This window comes from Zhenpiania hominis (assembly GCF_014333425.1).
Lineage (GTDB): Bacteria > Bacillota > Clostridia > Peptostreptococcales > Anaerovoracaceae > Hominibacterium > Hominibacterium hominis.
In genome coordinates this window covers 92617-109379 of the sequence record NZ_JACRYT010000004.1, presented here as the reverse complement: position 1 = coordinate 109379, position 16763 = coordinate 92617, and the positions used below count along the sequence as shown (strand labels likewise).

General features: G+C 47.4%; 12 protein-coding genes. 2 read left to right on the top strand and 10 right to left on the bottom strand.

The features are described 5' to 3' along the window. Window positions 1-31: 31 nt before the first annotated feature. The 5 genes from H9L42_RS06170 to H9L42_RS06150 form a co-directional block, all read right to left on the bottom strand. Entirely contained in the window at window positions 32-3472 is a 3441-nt protein-coding gene (locus H9L42_RS06170; RefSeq protein WP_187302514.1) for a pyruvate carboxylase, read from the bottom strand. Between the two features lie 77 nt (window positions 3473-3549). Then, entirely contained in the window at window positions 3550-4356 is an 807-nt protein-coding gene (locus tag H9L42_RS06165) for a mechanosensitive ion channel family protein (RefSeq protein ID WP_187302513.1), read from the bottom strand. An 8-nt stretch (window positions 4357-4364) separates the two neighbouring features. After that, window positions 4365-6245, bottom strand: coding sequence for a translational GTPase TypA (gene typA, locus H9L42_RS06160; protein ID WP_187302512.1), 1881 nt, complete (start codon window positions 6243-6245; stop codon window positions 4365-4367). Window positions 6246-6771: 526 nt separating this feature from the next. Next, a complete protein-coding gene (locus H9L42_RS06155; protein ID WP_346726289.1) occupies window positions 6772-7158 on the bottom strand; it encodes a hypothetical protein in 387 nt (128 codons plus the stop codon). A gap of 68 nt (window positions 7159-7226) precedes the next feature. Next, complete coding sequence (locus tag H9L42_RS06150; RefSeq protein ID WP_187302511.1) at window positions 7227-7670, bottom strand: helix-turn-helix domain-containing protein; 444 nt, start codon at window positions 7668-7670, stop codon at window positions 7227-7229. 87 nt (window positions 7671-7757) lie between these two features. Here H9L42_RS06150 and H9L42_RS06145 point away from each other — a divergent pair, with 87 nt between their 5' ends. Together H9L42_RS06145 and H9L42_RS06140 are read left to right on the top strand one after the other, a co-directional pair. After that, complete coding sequence (locus H9L42_RS06145; protein ID WP_187302510.1) at window positions 7758-8858, top strand: serine/threonine protein kinase; 1101 nt, start codon at window positions 7758-7760, stop codon at window positions 8856-8858. Between the two features lie 73 nt (window positions 8859-8931). Beyond that, the gene (locus H9L42_RS06140; protein ID WP_187302509.1) at window positions 8932-9462 is read left to right on the top strand and encodes an N-acetylmuramoyl-L-alanine amidase family protein; all 531 of its coding nucleotides are present in this window, start codon (window positions 8932-8934) and stop codon (window positions 9460-9462) included. A gap of 269 nt (window positions 9463-9731) precedes the next feature. On the opposite strand, the gene H9L42_RS06135 is transcribed toward H9L42_RS06140, so the two are convergent. The 5 genes from H9L42_RS06135 to H9L42_RS06115 form a co-directional block, all read right to left on the bottom strand. Further along, on the bottom strand, window positions 9732-10913 hold the full coding sequence (locus H9L42_RS06135; RefSeq protein ID WP_187302508.1) for a molybdopterin molybdotransferase MoeA: 1182 nt from the start codon (window positions 10911-10913) through the stop codon (window positions 9732-9734). Window positions 10914-11043: 130 nt separating this feature from the next. Continuing rightward, on the bottom strand, window positions 11044-13116 hold the full coding sequence (locus H9L42_RS06130; protein ID WP_187302507.1) for a fibronectin type III domain-containing protein: 2073 nt from the start codon (window positions 13114-13116) through the stop codon (window positions 11044-11046). A 16-nt stretch (window positions 13117-13132) separates the two neighbouring features. Further along, entirely contained in the window at window positions 13133-14464 is a 1332-nt protein-coding gene (locus H9L42_RS06125; protein WP_187302506.1) for a DUF4129 domain-containing protein, read from the bottom strand. Then, window positions 14461-15738: a DUF58 domain-containing protein gene (locus H9L42_RS06120; protein ID WP_187302505.1), complete on the bottom strand. Its 1278-nt coding sequence runs from the start codon at window positions 15736-15738 to the stop codon at window positions 14461-14463. Before H9L42_RS06120 ends, H9L42_RS06125 begins: the two co-directional genes overlap by 4 nt. Further along, window positions 15735-16742, bottom strand: coding sequence for an AAA family ATPase (locus H9L42_RS06115; RefSeq protein ID WP_207734930.1), 1008 nt, complete (start codon window positions 16740-16742; stop codon window positions 15735-15737). Before H9L42_RS06115 ends, H9L42_RS06120 begins: the two co-directional genes overlap by 4 nt. Window positions 16743-16763 lie beyond the last annotated feature (21 nt).

Here is a 16763-nt window from a genome sequence, read left to right as displayed (position 1 = left end):
TTTTCTTAAAACCTGCCCAAAAGCCGCGCGTTTACTTCAGCTTGGCAACCAATTCGCCCGCTTTCACCTGCTGGCCTTCTTTTACGTAGATCTTATCGACCTCGCCGGCCATCGGTGACAGAATATTGGTTTCCATCTTCATAGCCTCAATCACCGCGATCGGCTGTTTTTCCTCTACTTTTTCGCCTTCTTTTACCAACACCTTCAGGATGTTGCCCGGGATATTGGCGCCGATTTCCGACGGATCTTCCGCGTTGGCGTAGAGAATCTGAGAAGATGTAGCGACGATGCTCGCGTCCTTATCCTTGATCCGTACCGCGCTGCGGTTTCCGTTTACTTCAAAGACAACGTCGCGGAAGCCTTCTTCATCCGTATCTCTGGCGTTAATCAGCTTGATCACCAGTTCTTTTCCTTCGGCGATCTTCACTTCGCAGGTCTCGCCTTCCGACAGGCCATGGAAGAAGATATCGCTTCCCATGAGGCGGAAGTTTCCTTCCTTCTTCAGGCTCTTTACATAATCCTCGAATACTTTCGGATAGAGAGCATAGCTGAGCGCCTCTCTTTCGGTTCCTTCCAGTCCCAGTTCATCCTGCAGCTTTTTCTTGATTCCATCGAAGTCTTCCGGCGGAAGCAGTTCTCCAGGTCTGCAGGTAATCGGATCTTTTCCGTGAAGCACCAGCTTCTGCAGTTTTTCCGGGAAACCGCCCTCCGGCTGTCCCATCATTCCTTCAAAGTAGGATACGATGGAATCCGGGAAGTCAATGTCCTTCGCCTTTTCGTAAATGTTTTCCGGCGTCAGGTCGTTCTGCACCATGAAGATGGCCATATCGCCCACTGCCTTGGAAGACGGCGTTACTTTGACGATATCGCCCAGCATTTCGTTAACCGTCTTATACATGTCTTTCACTTCTTCAAATTTATGTCCCAGACCAAAGCTTTCCACCTGCGGTTTGAGGTTGGAATACTGACCTCCCGGAATTTCATATTTGTAAATTTCCGCGGAGCTTGCCAGCAGTTCGGACTCAAAGCTCTTGTAAACCGGTCTTACCGCTGCCCAGTAATCGGAAATCTTCTGGATTCCGTCCGGATCAATTCCCGTTTCGCGCTCTGTATTTTCAAGAGCCGCGACTACGGAGTTCAGCGCCGGCTGGCTGGTCAGTCCTGACATGCTGTTGAACGCGGCGTCCACAACATCCACTCCCGCGCTGGCCGCCATCAGAATCGTCGCGATTCCGTTTCCGCTGGTATCGTGGGTATGCAGATGGATCGGAATGCTGATTTCCTGTTTCAGCGCGTCGATCAGCTTTCTCGCCGCCATCGGTTTGATCAGTCCGGACATATCCTTAATGCCCAGAATATGAGATCCTCTCTTTTCCAGCTCTTTCGCCATCTTCACATAGTAGCTGAGGTTATATTTTTCTCTGCTGTCATCCAGAATATCTCCGGTGTAGCACAGGCACGCTTCCGCGACCTTGCCCTGGTTGAGAACTTCATCCAGAGCCACTTCCATGCCTTCGATCCAGTTGAGGGAGTCAAAGATACGGAAGATATCGATTCCGGAATTGGCCGATTCCTTGACAAATCTGCGGATGACATTATCCGGATAGTTCTTGTAGCCTACGCCGTTGGCGCCGCGGATCAGCATCTGGAACAGGATATTCGGCATCTTCTTGCGCAGCGTATCCAGCCGTTCCCACGGAGATTCTTTCAGGAAACGGTAGGATGTGTCAAAAGTGGCTCCTCCCCACATTTCCAGGGAAAAGAGATCTTTTCCGTAGTACGCGACCGCCGGCGCGATTTTTTCCATGTCCACGGTTCTCACTCTGGTAGCCATCAGGGACTGCTGCGCGTCACGCATGGTTGTATCGGTCAGCAGCAGTTTTTTCTGTTCCAGAATCCATTTCGCCAGTCCTTCCGGTCCCTTCTCATCCAGGATCTGCTTTGTTCCGGTCAGGCCGTCAATCACATCCTGTTTGATTCTCGGGAACACCGGCACGTCGAATTCCGGCTTGATTCCTTTATTTTCATTGACAAATTTTTCTCCCAGGAAATTCAACACCTTCAGTTCCTTATCTTCCCTGGCGCGAATATTGAGAAGTTCCGGATTATCCGCGATAAAGCCCGTATCACACTGTCCCGCCCGGAACGTCGGGTGGTTCAGCACGTTGAGCAGGAAAGCGGCGTTAGTCTTAACACCTGTGATCTTCATTTCCCGCAGGGCGCGGATCGCCTTGTTTGTCGCATCCTTAAAAGATCTCGCCCAGGAGGTTACTTTTACCAGCAGGCTGTCGTAGTACGGAGAAATGGTCGAATCCGTGAAAGCGTTTCCTCCGTCCAGACGAATACCAAATCCGGAAGCGCTGCGGTACATGGTAATCACACCGGTATCCGGCGCGAATCCGTTAATCGGGTCTTCGGTTGTGACACGGCACTGAATCGCGTAGCCTCTCGGCCGGATGGTATCCTGGCCCTTGATATTTACTTCGTCGGAATCCAACTTGTATCCTTCTGCAATCAAAATCTGCGACTGAACGATATCAATTCCTGTCGTCATTTCCGTTACGGTATGTTCTACCTGGATTCGCGGGTTCATTTCAATAAAGTAGTGATCTCCATTTTTATCAACCAGGAATTCCACCGTTCCCGCGCTGCGGTAATTGACCGCGCTGGCGATTTTCAGCGCGTCCGCGCAGATCTTTTCTCTCTGTTCATCGGAAATGCAGATCGCCGGAGTGAACTCTACGACTTTCTGATGTCTTCTCTGAATGGAACAGTCTCTTTCATATAAGTGAACCAGATTTCCATAATTATCTCCCAGCACCTGTACTTCAATGTGCTTTGGACGTTCCAAGTATTTCTCTATGAAAATATCGTCAATGCCGAAGGCTTTTTTGGCTTCGCTTTTGGCGCTGCGAAACTGTGGCAGCAGTTCTTCCGGCGTCCTTACAATCCGCATTCCTCTTCCGCCGCCGCCTGCCGCCGCTTTGAGCATAACCGGATATCCGCAGAATTCCGCGTATTTTACCGCCTCTTCCTCAGTCCGGATCGCTTCTTCCACGCCTGGAATCGTCGGAACGCCTACTTTATTGGCCACGATCTTGGACTGGATCTTGTCCCCCAGATGTTCCATCATCTCATATGTAGGTCCGATGAATACGATTCCCGCTTCTTCACAGGCTCTGGCAAAAGCCACATTTTCAGAAAGGAATCCATATCCCGGATGAATCGCGTCTACGCCTTTCGCTTTTGCCAGCTCGATGATTTCATCAATCGCCAGATAAGCGTCTACCGGTGATTTTCCCTTTCCTACTCGATAGGATTCATCTGCTTTTGTCCGGAAAAGCGTATTTTTATCTTCTTCAGAATAAATCGCTACGCTTCTGATACCAAGTTCTTTGCAGGCTCTGAATATTCGGATGGCGATTTCTCCTCGATTCGCCACCAGTACTCTTTTAAACTTTCTGTTTTCCATATTCGGAGTCTCCTTTCTTTATCCTCATATTTTATTTTTATCATTTCTCGCGGATTTCCGCTACAATTAACACAGTTTCACTCTTTTTCCCGGATATGCACGTCCATCTGGGGGAAGGGAATAGTAATGCCCGCTTTATCAAAAGCCAGCTTTACATTTTCTTCTAAAAAGTACTTTACATCCCAGTAATCATCGGTTTCGCACCAGACTTTCAGATCAATGGACACGCAGTTGTCATTCTGTCCCGCCACGCCGATAATCGGAGGCGGATCGGTATGAATCAGCGGGTTCGCTTCCGCGATAGACGCCAGAATATCTTTTGCCTGCTGAATGTCGTCATTATACCCGATGCCAAAACAGCAGTCCACCCGCCGCTTACTTTCTTTTGTATAGTTAATCAGCACTGACGTATTGACCATGCCGTTGGGAATGGTAATAACCTTGTTGTCATAGGTCTTCAGATGGGTCACAAACAGGTCAATATCCCGCACTTTACCGGTCGTTCCGTTGATGTCAATAAAATCGTCCTGGGCAAAGGGCTTGTTGATCAGAATCATAATGCCCCCCGCCACATTGGCCAGGCTGTCTTTCAGCGCCAAGGCAATGGCTGCTCCGGCTGCCGCCAGAACCGTAATCAGGCTGCTCATTTTGAAACCGAACCGTTCCATAATGGTGAGAGCCAGAATGATCCACATCACGATTCTCAAAATTTTTAAAATGAATCGGTACAGCACCGGATCCAGGGAAGTTCGGTCCAATGCTTTGCGCGCGATGCGTATGATAAATTTTATTACAATCCATCCTACCGCCAGAATCACAATCGACAGCCCCAGGTTTATCAGCTGATCGATTGTCTTCTCGGTAATACCAAGCTCGTTCAGCATAAGACCTCCTAATCAATCCTTCTTCCGCTTCTTCTACGATCCAGTTCTTTTAGTAGTTTCTTACGGAGACGGATATCATCAGGAACAATTTCCACCAGCTCGTCATCGGCGATGAACTCCAGAGCTTCCTCCAGAGTAAAGGTTCTCGCCGGCGCCAGTTTGATGTTTTCGTCGCTTCCCGCGGCCCTCATATTAGTTGCCTTCTTTGCCTTGCATGGGTTTACTACCATGTCATCGCCGCGGCTGTTCATACCTACAATCATGCCTTCATAAACCTTTGTCCCCGGCTCGATGAACATCTGCACCCGCTCGCTGATATTAAACAGCGCGTACGGGGTCGCCACTCCTTCTTCCTGGGCGATAGCTACACCGTTGGTTCTGTGGGGGATCTCCCCTTTATATTCATCAAAGCTGTCAAAACGGCGCACCATGGTTCCCTCACCTCTGGTATCGTTAATAAATTCTGTCCGATATCCCAAAAGGCCTCTGGTCGGAACCAGGTATTCCAGTCTGGTAAACCCGTTTTCCGCGGCCATTTCTTTCATGATGCCCTTTCTCAGGTTCAATTTAGAGATGACCGATCCGGAATACTCGTCCGGCACGGAAATCACCACTTCCTCAATGGGTTCCAGTACTTTGCCTCTTTCATCTCTGTGCATAATGACTTCCGGCTTGGAAACCGCCAGTTCGTAGCCTTCCCTTCTCATGTTTTCAATGAGGATGGAAAGGTGCAGCTCCCCTCGCCCGGATACTTTGAAGCTGTCTGTGGAGTCGGTTTCTTCCACCATCAGTCCCACATTGACCTCCAGTTCCCGGTTCAGCCGTTCTTTGATATGGCGGGAGGTTACAAACTTTCCTACTTTCCCCGCGAACGGACTCTTGTTTACCATGAAATTCATGGACAGCGTCGGCTCCTCAATATGAATCATCTCCATCGGCTGAGGATCGGTTTCATCGCAGATGGTTTCTCCGATGGAAATATCCGCGATTCCGGAAACCACCACAATATCGCCGGCCTGGGCTTCGTCTACCGCGACCCGCTTCAGTCCCCGGTAGATGAATACCTGATTGATTTTTCTCTGTACCAGCTGTCCGTCGCCTTTTGCCACAACCACGTTCTGGGCGGCTTTCAGGGTACCTTTTGTGATTCTTCCGATTCCCAGCCTTCCGATGTAATCATCGTAACCCAGGGTGGAAATCTGAAGCTGCAGCGGTTCTTCCGTCCGATCCGGATAAGGCTGCACGTGGTTGATAATGGTATCAAACAGCGGCGTGATGTCCAGACCGTTCATGCCCTTGGCGCTCTTTTTCGTTTTCTTGTCCTCCGGGCCGATATCGATTCCCTCCGCGTCTTTCGGATCGTAGACAACGATTCCCTGTCTCGCGATTCCGTAAAGAATCGGGAAGTCCAGCTGTTCGTCATTTGCTTCCAGATCCATAAACAGCTCGTAGACCTCGTCTACGACTTCTTCGATTCTCGCGTCCTTTTTATCAATTTTATTAATTAAAAGGATCGGGTTGATTCCCTGCTCCAGGGATTTTTTCAGTACAAAACGCGTCTGAGGCATCGGTCCTTCGCTGGAATCTACCAAAAGGATAACCGTATCGACGGTTTTCATGATTCGTTCCACTTCGGAAGAAAAATCCGCGTGTCCCGGTGTGTCTACAATATTAATTTTTACATCTCCGTGCATAACTGAACAGTTTTTTGAATAAATAGTTATTCCCCGTTCCCGTTCGATGTCATCGCTGTCCATGACACAGTCCACGACTTCCTCGTTGTCCCTGAAAACGCCGCTCTGGTTGAGAAATGCGTCTACCAGTGTGGATTTTCCCGCGTCAACGTGAGCGATCACCGCGATGTTGATAATTTTCTGTCTTTCTGCCATTTCTGTATTCCCTGCTTCCCTTTATCCATGTTTCATTTATAATCATACATAAAATTGTAACCGTATAATTTTATCATATAATTTCGGAAATTGCAAGTTTTGGCGAATAGTCCGGGTTGGAATCGGGCGCGGTTCGCAGTCTCCTTGAAAAGCCGGAACACGCGCGAACAAATGGCCGCATATTCCAGGCGAAAGGCGCGGCGCGCGAACAAGCTTTCCTAAATAGAGGGAAAAGGTGCATTTTTCTTCTATATTTCGGGAAGTGGCTCGGATTTACAGGCCCGATTGTATAATTTTATCCATAATATGGTATTTTTTAACGAAATTCTGCATCTTTTATTATCAAGGAGCGAGAATGTTCGCGTTTGAAAAACTGCTTTGGATACCTTATCCTTAAATGCAATAAAGCGAAGCTGCGCAAATGGCAGTCTTCGCTTTATACTGTGTTTCGTCAGCTCTTTTAATCCTGTAAAATTTTATATTGAATTTCTGCTTTTTTCAACGCAGTCACAAGGAAAGAAAAAAGCTAATTTTGTTTTCGTTTCCGTTCCACCAGTGTCCCAATAATAAACACCAGTCCAAACGCCACGCACACACCTGCCCAGATATTCAGATCCGTGTAACTTCCCGCGTTTGTAAATCCCAAAATAGCGGCGAGCAAATAAAATCCCCCTGCGGTAAAGGCGCCTCCTCCGCTGCTATTTCTTGTAACCACGCCGATAATTCCCGCTGCCAGCATGCAGATCGCTACCATCAGCCCAGCAGTTCCGCTGACTTCCCCGCTTTCCTCCAGGGTATTACTAACACCTGCCGCACAGGACTGAAAAATAACAAATAAACACAAAACCATCGAAATAATTCCCAGCACTAACTTGGCCGTCTTCATTAAGATATCCTCTCTTTCTTTTTTCATAATTAACTCTATCTTAAAGAACTCGGTCGTCTTGTTGTTGTGCTGCCAGCACGATTCGTCTTTTCTGCCTATATATCCAGAGAGGCCACCCCCTTTTCTTCCAGCATCAGATTCACTTTCAAAACATCTCCAATCTCCCTGTTCAGAGCTACTGCAATCCATATATCCCGTTCATCTTTCGCGTAGAGGATTCCCGCGCCGGCTATCTTCAAGGCACGATTTGTCTCAGAAAAAGAAAGCTTGGCCGCAATACAGATTGCGAGGATTTTATCTCTTCCCGGATTGCTCCTGCGCCCATTCAGAATCTGATACACGTAATTCCTACTGATTCCGCTTGCCGCAATTACCTCTTTTAGCTCCAGATTCTTCTGCGCAATCATTTCATTCATATAGGAAGAAAATGTTTTTCTGCCGTTTCCGCCCGTGTGTTCATTCACAAACTGCCGCGCGCCGCTTTCGCTGTTTATCTGGCGGAGCATATTTTCCAGCCGCCCGGTTGTTTCATATTCCATCTTAAATTCACCCTTTGTTGTACGATCTCTTTCTTCAAACTATGATATAATGGTTTCAGTGAAAAATCAATGTCAGGAGGTCGTTTTATGAAACCGGAAGACGCATTGAACCTCTCTTTTTATCGGGAGGTCGCTGTAATTGAAGAAAAAGAAAACACCCGGATTCTGCTGGTTCAGCATGTGGAGAATCGAGATTTTTTTGTTAAAAAGATTCTTACCTCCTATGATCCCAGCGTTTACCGGATGCTACAGGCACGCCATTTTTCCGGTATTCCTCAGATTTTTTACTGTGTGGAAGAAAATGGGACACTTATCCTCATTGAAGAATATATAAAGGGGTCATCCCTTTCCAAAATCTTAGACAGCAGCGATTTCTTTAGCGAAACAGAGGCAGCCGCACTTATTGTCCGCTTATGTGATATCCTGTCTCCTCTGCACACTTTAAATCCTCCTGTTATTCATCGTGACATCAAACCGGCCAATATTCTAATCAGCTCTGACGGCGTACCCAAGCTGATTGATTTTAACGCGGCAAAACAGGTCCAGTCAGAAAAGACCAGAGACACAATTCTGATGGGTACCGCCGATTACGCGGCTCCGGAACAATATGGATTCCGTCAGTCTGATCCCCGTACGGATATTTATGCCCTTGGTGTCCTGCTCAACCGGATCCTTATTGGAAAAGTGCCCAGAGACGCTCTTTACCAAGGAACTTTAACCGGCATTATCAGGCGCTGTACAGAGCTGAACCCGGACCGTCGGTACCAATCCGCAGAGGATTTAAAAAGGTCTCTTCAGCACGCAGCAAAAAAAATCGATTCCTGCCGTGCGGTTCAGGATGAGAAAGCACGCAGCTTTCTGCCTCCTGGATTTCGAAAAAGTAGTTTTCCCTGCCGCCTGCTTTCAGCCGCAGGATACTTTTTTGTGCTGTATCTTTGCGCATCACTGACTCTGGAAGAACCCATTCCCACCTCCCAGCTATATCTGAACCGTATTTTTACAGGGATTGCCTTTTTCGCTCTCATTGCCTTTTTGGGGAACTACCGGGGGATTCAGCGTTTTTTCCCTCTAATGAAACGTTCGGGTCTTATACGGCTCCTCGGATACCTGATTGGCATAATCCTAATCCTCTTTTGCGTGTTTGGGGTCCTTGTATTCCTGGAGTCCATCTTCTGGCCCGCCTCCTGAACTGCTGTTTCGCGGCGAAACACCTTTCTGCCCTTCCATGCATAATTTAAAAGAAAAAAGGAGGATTCCTCTCATGCCCAGCGTGTACCTCAGCCCCTCCCTACAGGATCATCATATCTATGTGTCCGGCGCCGGAAACGAAGAATACCATATGAATCGCATCGCTGACGCTATGGCTCCCTTGCTGCGTGAAAAGGGTATTTCCTTTGCGAGAAACAGCCCCTATGATACCCTGCCGCAGATTATCGCCCGTTCCAACGCGGAAAATCCGGATCTTCATCTCGCTCTCCATTCCAACTCAGCGCCTGAGAATCTATCCGGGCTTATTCAGGGACCAGATATCTATTACTTCGCGGGAAGCTCTCAGGGGGAAAAAGCCGCAAAGCATTTCGCGGAGAACCTAAAAAAAATCTATCCAACTCCCGCTCTGGTAGCCGTCATCCCAAACGCGTCTCTCGCAGAGTTAAAAAAGACAAAATCCCCCGCAATTCTCGCGGAATTAGCCTACCATGACAACGAAGAAGACGCCCAATGGCTGGTTCGTCATACCGAAGAAATCGCGCAGGCCCTGGCCCTTTCGCTTGTGGAATTCCTGCACCTGTAAATAAAATAATCGAATAAAAGACGCCCCGTCGGTGCGGGGCGCGAACATTTCTCAAGTCTTGAATATTTGGTTGCGATTGATATCCATATTTTTCTATATGTTTGAATATAATGGTCAAATTCCTCAAAAAAGAAAGAATTTCAAAAGATTATTCCCAAACTTTCGCTAAAAAACGCAATTTTCGATTGCTTTTTAACGGTTTGGTCGCGGGGCGCGTCCTTGGGTTCAAACTTTCAGGGATTTGTTCGCGCGGCGCTCTTTCATCTGCGCTAATCCAGCCATTCCACTTCGATGATCTCGCCTTTTTTCAGACCTCCTTTTCCCAGCGAGGACACAAATATTCCGTCTGACGACATAGCGTGCCGCCTTCCTTTTTCACCGCGCTCATGAGACTTCGCAAAATACGTTCCGTCCTTTTCACTCAGTTCTATAAAGACCAGTCGCTCCAAAAAGGGCGGCGCCGGAAGGTCTTCTAAAAGTTCCGCCTGAACCACCGGACGCTTTGGAAGAGGGATACCCAACCATCTGCAAACGATGCCACGTATCATCCAATCCAATCCGTAAAAAGCGGCCATAGACGGACCCGGTATATTAATCACCGCTTTTCCCTCAATCACTGCTACGCCCATCGGCCGTCCCGGAACCGCGGCGACTCCGTGACACAGCAGCTTTCCTTTAGAGCGCAACAGTCTTGTGTTGAAATCTTCTTTCCCTTTGGAAGAGCCCGCGTTGATAATCACAATGTCACATTCGGAAAGGGCCTTGTCCAGAGCCTGGGACAACTCGTCCTGGCGGTCCTTCACAATGGGATAACAGATCGGCTCCGCTCCCATTTCCCGCAGCATGGATTTTGCTAAAATGCTGTTACTGTCAATATTCTGTCCTCGCCGCGGCGTTGTTCCCGCGGGAATCAGCTCGCTTCCTGTAGGAATAAAACCAACCCTGGGCTTGCGTATCACCGGGACCTGACACACGCCGCCGGATGCCAGGGCTGCTAAATGTCTTCCCTGAAGCCGCGTACCCTTTTCTGCCAGAAGCTGACCTTCCCACAACATAGAGCCCTTTCCCAGAACATGCATCCCTTTCTCAATTTTCACATCCGCATCCAGAGAAAGTCCGCCCTGCTCCAATATCGTGACCCGTTCGATGGGAATAACCGTGTCATAGGCGTCGTCAAAGTCGTCTCCCGTATCCGCGCGTACATATTCCCTTCCTTCTATCCAGCCTGATGTATCCGGAATTCCCTCCGAGAAATCATCGTATCGCACCGCGATTCCATCCATTCCTGACGCCCGTACAACTGGGATGGAAAAAGCAGCATATTGGTTTTCCGCAAGCACGTATCCCTCCGCGTCGTCCAGTTCCACAAATTCTGTCTCCGGCCGCGGCGCCCAGTTTTCCAGTAATAAATCCATTGCTTCGTTTCGTTTTTTTAGTTTGCTGAAGTCCATAAGTTACCTCTCTTTTCCATTCTAAATCGAACAAAAGGGCTGCGGCAACTGATTATATTTCCTGTTGCTGCAGCCCTCACACAGCTCTGCCGGACTAACTTTGCTGTTTATCTTATCAAATTGTTACAACTTACCGCTTAATCTTCGCTGATTTTTTAACCTTGCTGTATGCTCCATAAACCTTCTTGCCGTTAATCTTTTTGTAAGCTCTTACCTTTACATAGTATCTCTTACCTCTCTTCAGCTTTTTGAAGGTTTTGGAAGTGGTCTTATTTCTGGTAACATTAATCACTTTTCTATTCTTTGTGGTCGCTCTGTTGGTTCCCACTACTACCTGATAGCCGGTCGCCATAGTCTGACGTTTCCAAGTCACCGTCAGGCGTCTGTTCTTCTTCACCTTTGTCTTTTTCATGCTCGCCTTTTTCGGTGAAATGTTAAAGTAAGCTTTCTTTGTATCCGTGTAATTCCCGATTCCTGTTACTGTAATGGTCGCTCTTCCCGGTCTCAAATTATTGGAGTAAGTTACCTTATAGTCTGTTCCGTTTCTCAGCGTCTTTGCTCCCAGAACTACCTTTACATTTGGCTTTTTCCGCTTTCCGGTGTAAGCGCTGGCTTTAGATGGGACTCCTGTGATAGTCGCATTGCGGATGGAAGTTTTAGTTGGAGTTGTCGGAGTTTCCGCTTCCTTGATTCCAAGGTTTTCAGTCGGAACCAGTTTTGGATTGGTCTGCTTGATGGAAGAAGCATGAGCGCTGTAGTATGCGAAGCCTTCGTCCACCATCTGTTCAATTTTATTACTGTCATAACCAGCTGCCGTTACTCCCTGTGGAACATCCACGCCTGTTTCGTTGAAGTTAGCGTTAATCAACGCGTTAAGGTTTGCGCTATCTGTGTGCCAGAAGTTCTCATAGATATACATAGCTCCATGATACATATTGACTGTTTCCGGATACAGCGAACCCAGTATTACCGGTATTCCCATAACATTTTCTACTGAGTTCATGACAATTCCAAAGATTCCATCAGGTGCAGTCGTGAAAAAGGAAACATCTTTCAGATCCTCATCCGTCCAGCCATCTGCCCTCAGCTTCTCCGTCATTCCCTCTTCTGTAGTCGGTGTATTACGCTGACCAATTGTGATAATCACATCCGCCTGTTTTAACTGTTCCGCAGTCAGATAATAAACAGGGGCGCCTTCACTGCCTTCATCTTTAACGTTCAGCACATTTACCAGATTGTCAGACACATTTTCTGCATATTCCGCAGCTCTCTGTGAATCTGCGGTTCCCTGGGAAACGTCACTTGTAAAAGCTGCATATCGGTTATTCAGCCCTTCTGTACCAGAACCAGCAGCGTCGATTACCGCAACCTTCTTTTTCTGAATCTCACCGGATGCAATCTTGCTCATTACATAAAGCTGGAGCCCCTTCTGCAGGCGTTCATACTTTTTCGCGATTTCCATCGGATCGCCGTATCTTCCATGCTTTCCTTCCACTTGGTTCATGGCTTTCGCCAAATCATACATCGTTTCCGTCTGATTTACAATAGATCCGGATTTTGCCTGCACCTGAATCGGATTATAGTTCGCATCGCCTTCTTTTGCATCCTTCGCCCGAATATCTTCAATCAGGCTGTTATAATTTTGAGTATCGTTTCCAATGCCATAGAGGATTTCCGGTCTCCGATCCAGGGTATAGGATGTCCCCAGCTCCTCAATAATCGTTGTATCTGCAGAAGTTGGTCCCATTTGCTGCGGAATCAGATATACAGCATCGTTCGATTTTTCTTTATTATTTGCATCAGCATAAAGATTATAAAAATAGTTCCACAGATAGGGATCCGGATTGGATGTCAATTTGGACCCGAAGATCGTCAAATTCAGTCCGGATTTTGCGTTTTCCAGTTTTTGGGCAGCTGATAAGCCTGCTGAGTTTTCACCCTCTCCATATGCGCCACCTTCTTTATCAAAATCCGATCCTCTTTCGGTCACCAGATTTCCGCCCAGATAATGCACGGCTGTCGTTGCTGCCGCATGAGCGCCTATTTTGATAATATTATTATCTACCTCCATTGGTTCCGTCGGCACTAAGCTGTCATCGATGGTATACGCGCTCGCGGAAAGCGGCGTAATCAGCGTTGCCAGCATGGCAACCGCTACAACCAGCGCCAACACTTTTTTTCTCGATGTATGTACGAGATTCATTTTTTTCTCCTTTCCGTTATAAATAGAAAAACTTTAGTATATATTTAAACCTTCCCAGGTACTGCCGGCAGTTCTTATAAAATACCTGATAAAAGTTCAAATAACTCTGAAACTCCGAATCACTGATGTCCTCCTTACCATAACTGGCGCGGACGTAAAGAGCCGTCAGTTTTCGGAAATCCGTATCTCCGGCGGTAAAATGCTGAAGCGGGCTTCCGGCTTTCTCCACAAACTGGAACAGCGTATCCTCCGGCGCTTTGCGGATCTTCATGCGCCGCAGCCGTTTCATATAATACTGATACATTTCCACCACTTTAATCCGGTTATTTTCCGGTTCCAGCTTCTGCATCCAGCGCTTTCTGGACCAGATTTTGGCGAAAATCGCTCCCGCGATAAGAAGGAGCAGCAAAATCGGGAACAGCACCCATAAATGGGTTTTCTTTAAATAGTTCACCACATTGAAAGCCGGATCTTCACGGCTGTCCAAGCGGTTGGGATCTTTCTGATCCTTATTCTGCACTTCCCGTTTCTGGTTGTTTCCCTCAGCTTGTTCCTCTTTCTTTTCCTTCTCTTCTTTCGCCTTGCGCTCCTGATCGCTGGTGTTTTTCGTCGTCTTATCATAATCCGGCAAGGCGCTTAAGTCCGCGATTCCCACTTTCTGCAAAGTTTCCAAAGCCATATATTTGGTAATCAGCTTCAATTCCCTGGCCTGTGGATCGAAGGCTTTAGCAATTCCGTAAAAAATTCCGGTTCCCAGCAGGGTCAGCACCAGACACAAGGCAATGGAGAATATAAACATCCTGCCAAAAGCGGTTCTCACGGTCTGCGATTCCAAAACACTTTTATAGTAATTCTTGTACAGCAGCATGGCGCCGCAAGCCAGAATAAACAGAAACAGTGCAATCAGATGATTGCTCCTGTATAAAAACTGGATCATCGCCAGTGTGAACGCCCCTGCTATAAAAAGGGCCGCAGTCCCTGTCCTGGTTCTGGTAAGCAGGAACACAATGACAGTCGCAATCACAGAAATAATAAAGTACAGGTATGGATTGCCTTCCTGATCGTGGAAAATATTTGCCCCTCCGCTGCTCTGCCTGGCAATGATCAGAAAAGCAACGGCCATCACCACAAACGCGCCTGCCGCGATAAGCACGCTCCTGCGATTGTAGCTCCCCGCAAAGAGCAGGGCACACAGCGCACAGGACATCCCGATCAGCAGCACATAATTATCCTGCAGATTATCCGATATATAAAATCCGCTGAAAATCGTCCGGTTCACACAGCAGCACATCACCGCGCAAAAAATATATTCCCATACCGAATATCGCAAGTAGCGGGTAAAACTCATATTTTTTCACCTCCGCCCAGTTCCTTTGCCGAGGATAGAATATAAAAGACAATTTTGGCATTGTCCAGAATTCTCAGAGGCCGCAGGAATTTATCCCTCTCCTCATCACGCATAGAATCCGGTACAATGGCAAACAAAATCGGATTTTTCTTCCTGTTTTTCAGTTCTAGCAGCACATTGGTCATTTCCTCGGTAATATTGGCGCTGCAGAATGCGATATTCCCATGGGAGTATCTGGCGTTTCCTTCTTCCCGCAGCAGATCCAAAGCTTTTCGCTCGCCTTTTTCAGCGACACTGATCTTTGGCATATCACCGATCAGCTCCATCAGATCTGTAATATAACCGGCGCTGAATTTCTTCTTTTCCCCATGGCGGCTATTATAAACAAGTTCATATTCAAGCCCGGTTTCTTTCGCATAGTCCGCTACCGAAAGCCCGATTTCCACAATACTATCAAAAATGGACATGAGGGTTTCCCTGTCATAGGACGGCGAATAAAAGTCCAGTATAATGGAAAGCCCTACGGTGCCATAGCTTTCAAATTGTTTTGTCATATAGGTCTCTGTTCTGGCGGACAGCTTCCAATGGATCGTTTTGATCGGGTCGCCCCATACATATTCTCTGACTCCCGCATAATCGCTCCCATCAATGACAGTCGGCACAATCATCTTCTCGCTTTCCGTAAGCGCGGAATTAGAAATTTTCAGACTTGCCACATCGAAAATCTTTGGCTTGACATTCACCTGATAGTCATTTTTGTTTTCAATGGTATGGGAGAAAAGTCCCAGCAAATCGAAAATCTGTATTTTTTTCAGACCCGCGCTGTAGCTTCCGATATGATCAAAACGCACGGAAAAAGAGAAATTCCGTTCTTCAAAGGGAGCTAAGGTTATCACCTCTTCCGTAACGGTATCGTCTGCTCCAAACAAATCGGAAATGTAAAAGCTGGGCTTCAGCCTTGTAAAAATCAATGGCGACTTGTTCTTCAGCTTTACGGTAAAATCGACGCTGGTCCCTCTCTGGCAGTTGGATAAATCCGATAGTTCGTCATAGCTCAGTGACCGCTTCAAAACCTGCAGATAGCCATAGGAAGCAGCCACCATCAAAAGGGCGACAATTACCGGCAGGTAACCGAAAATCGAATTGAGAAAAACAGCCGGTATAACCAGAACGACCAGAGCCATGACACAAAACAGCACCAGAAGAATTCGCTTTTTCTGTTCCTTTTTCAGATTCAGGCGGAAGCGTTTTATTCCTATCTTCTTTTTCTTCATTTGATTGCCTGCTTCAGTTGGACTCCCGCACCGGTAGACTCTCCTACTGGAACGACTACACTGTTTAAAATATCGTCCAAAATCATCTGGGATGTTTTTCCCGCGATCTTTGCCTCATGGGAAAGGGCCACTCTGTGGCAGATGACATAAGGAGCCAGGTATTTTACATCGTCTGGAATCACATAATTTCTTCCTTTGTACATGGCATACGCCCTGCACAGGTTGTAAAGGGCAATGCATCCACGGGGACTGCTCCCCAGCTGAATATCCGGATGGGTTCTTGTAGATGTTACAATTTCCACAATATAACGCACCACCATAGGGTCCACATAAACCCGTTCTGCATCCTGCTTCAGCCGGACCACATCCTGCCCCGAGATGACAGCTTTAATTGCCTGCTTTGCTTTTTTCCCCATTGCCACGACTTTCACTTCCTCATCGAAAGAAGGATATCCGATGGATACTTTAATAAGGAAACGGTCGATCTGCGCTTCCGGAAGAGGGTAGGTCCCATAGGATTCCAGTGGATTCTGGGTAGCCAGAACCATAAAAGGTTCCTGTAGTTTATATGTTTTGGAATCTACCGTGATCTGCCGTTCTTCCATGACTTCCAGAAGACTGGACTGAGTCTTGGCAGAAGCACGGTTGATCTCGTCCGCCAACACGATATTACTGATCACCGCGCCCGGACGAAATTCAAATTCTCGTGTCTTCTGATTGAAAATAGAAAATCCGGTTACATCTGACGGCATGATATCCGGTGTAAACTGAATTCTCTTAAAATGGCAGGCGATCGATTTGGAAAGGGCGGATACCAGACTGGTCTTGCCCACGCCGGGAACGTCCTCAATCAGTACATGTCCTCCCGCAATCAGAGACAGAACGACCAGCTCCACAACGCTTCGCTTACCGATGATGACAGTCTCAATATTTGCCACTACACCGGCAATCTGCCTGGCGTCTCTCACTAACTCCTGCTCGCTTAATCTTGTTTGTACATTCATTTTTTCCTTTTCTTCCTCCCG

What these genes read in the sequence shown, in the direction of transcription:
- H9L42_RS06170 (WP_187302514.1), bottom strand. Translation starts at nt 3,472, where the DNA reads ATGGAAAACAGAAAGTTTAAAAGAGTACTGGTGGCGAATCGAGGAGAA.
- H9L42_RS06165 (WP_187302513.1), bottom strand. Translation starts at nt 4,356, where the DNA reads ATGCTGAACGAGCTTGGTATTACCGAGAAGACAATCGATCAGCTGATA.
- typA (WP_187302512.1), bottom strand. Translation starts at nt 6,245, where the DNA reads ATGGCAGAAAGACAGAAAATTATCAACATCGCGGTGATCGCTCACGTT.
- H9L42_RS06155 (WP_346726289.1), bottom strand. Translation starts at nt 7,158, where the DNA reads ATGAAAAAAGAAAGAGAGGATATCTTAATGAAGACGGCCAAGTTAGTG.
- H9L42_RS06150 (WP_187302511.1), bottom strand. Translation starts at nt 7,670, where the DNA reads ATGGAATATGAAACAACCGGGCGGCTGGAAAATATGCTCCGCCAGATA.
- H9L42_RS06145 (WP_187302510.1), top strand. Translation starts at nt 7,758, where the DNA reads ATGAAACCGGAAGACGCATTGAACCTCTCTTTTTATCGGGAGGTCGCT.
- H9L42_RS06140 (WP_187302509.1), top strand. Translation starts at nt 8,932, where the DNA reads ATGCCCAGCGTGTACCTCAGCCCCTCCCTACAGGATCATCATATCTAT.
- H9L42_RS06135 (WP_187302508.1), bottom strand. Translation starts at nt 10,913, where the DNA reads ATGGACTTCAGCAAACTAAAAAAACGAAACGAAGCAATGGATTTATTA.
- H9L42_RS06130 (WP_187302507.1), bottom strand. Translation starts at nt 13,116, where the DNA reads ATGAATCTCGTACATACATCGAGAAAAAAAGTGTTGGCGCTGGTTGTA.
- H9L42_RS06125 (WP_187302506.1), bottom strand. Translation starts at nt 14,464, where the DNA reads ATGAGTTTTACCCGCTACTTGCGATATTCGGTATGGGAATATATTTTT.
- H9L42_RS06120 (WP_187302505.1), bottom strand. Translation starts at nt 15,738, where the DNA reads ATGAAGAAAAAGAAGATAGGAATAAAACGCTTCCGCCTGAATCTGAAA.
- H9L42_RS06115 (WP_207734930.1), bottom strand. Translation starts at nt 16,742, where the DNA reads ATGAATGTACAAACAAGATTAAGCGAGCAGGAGTTAGTGAGAGACGCC.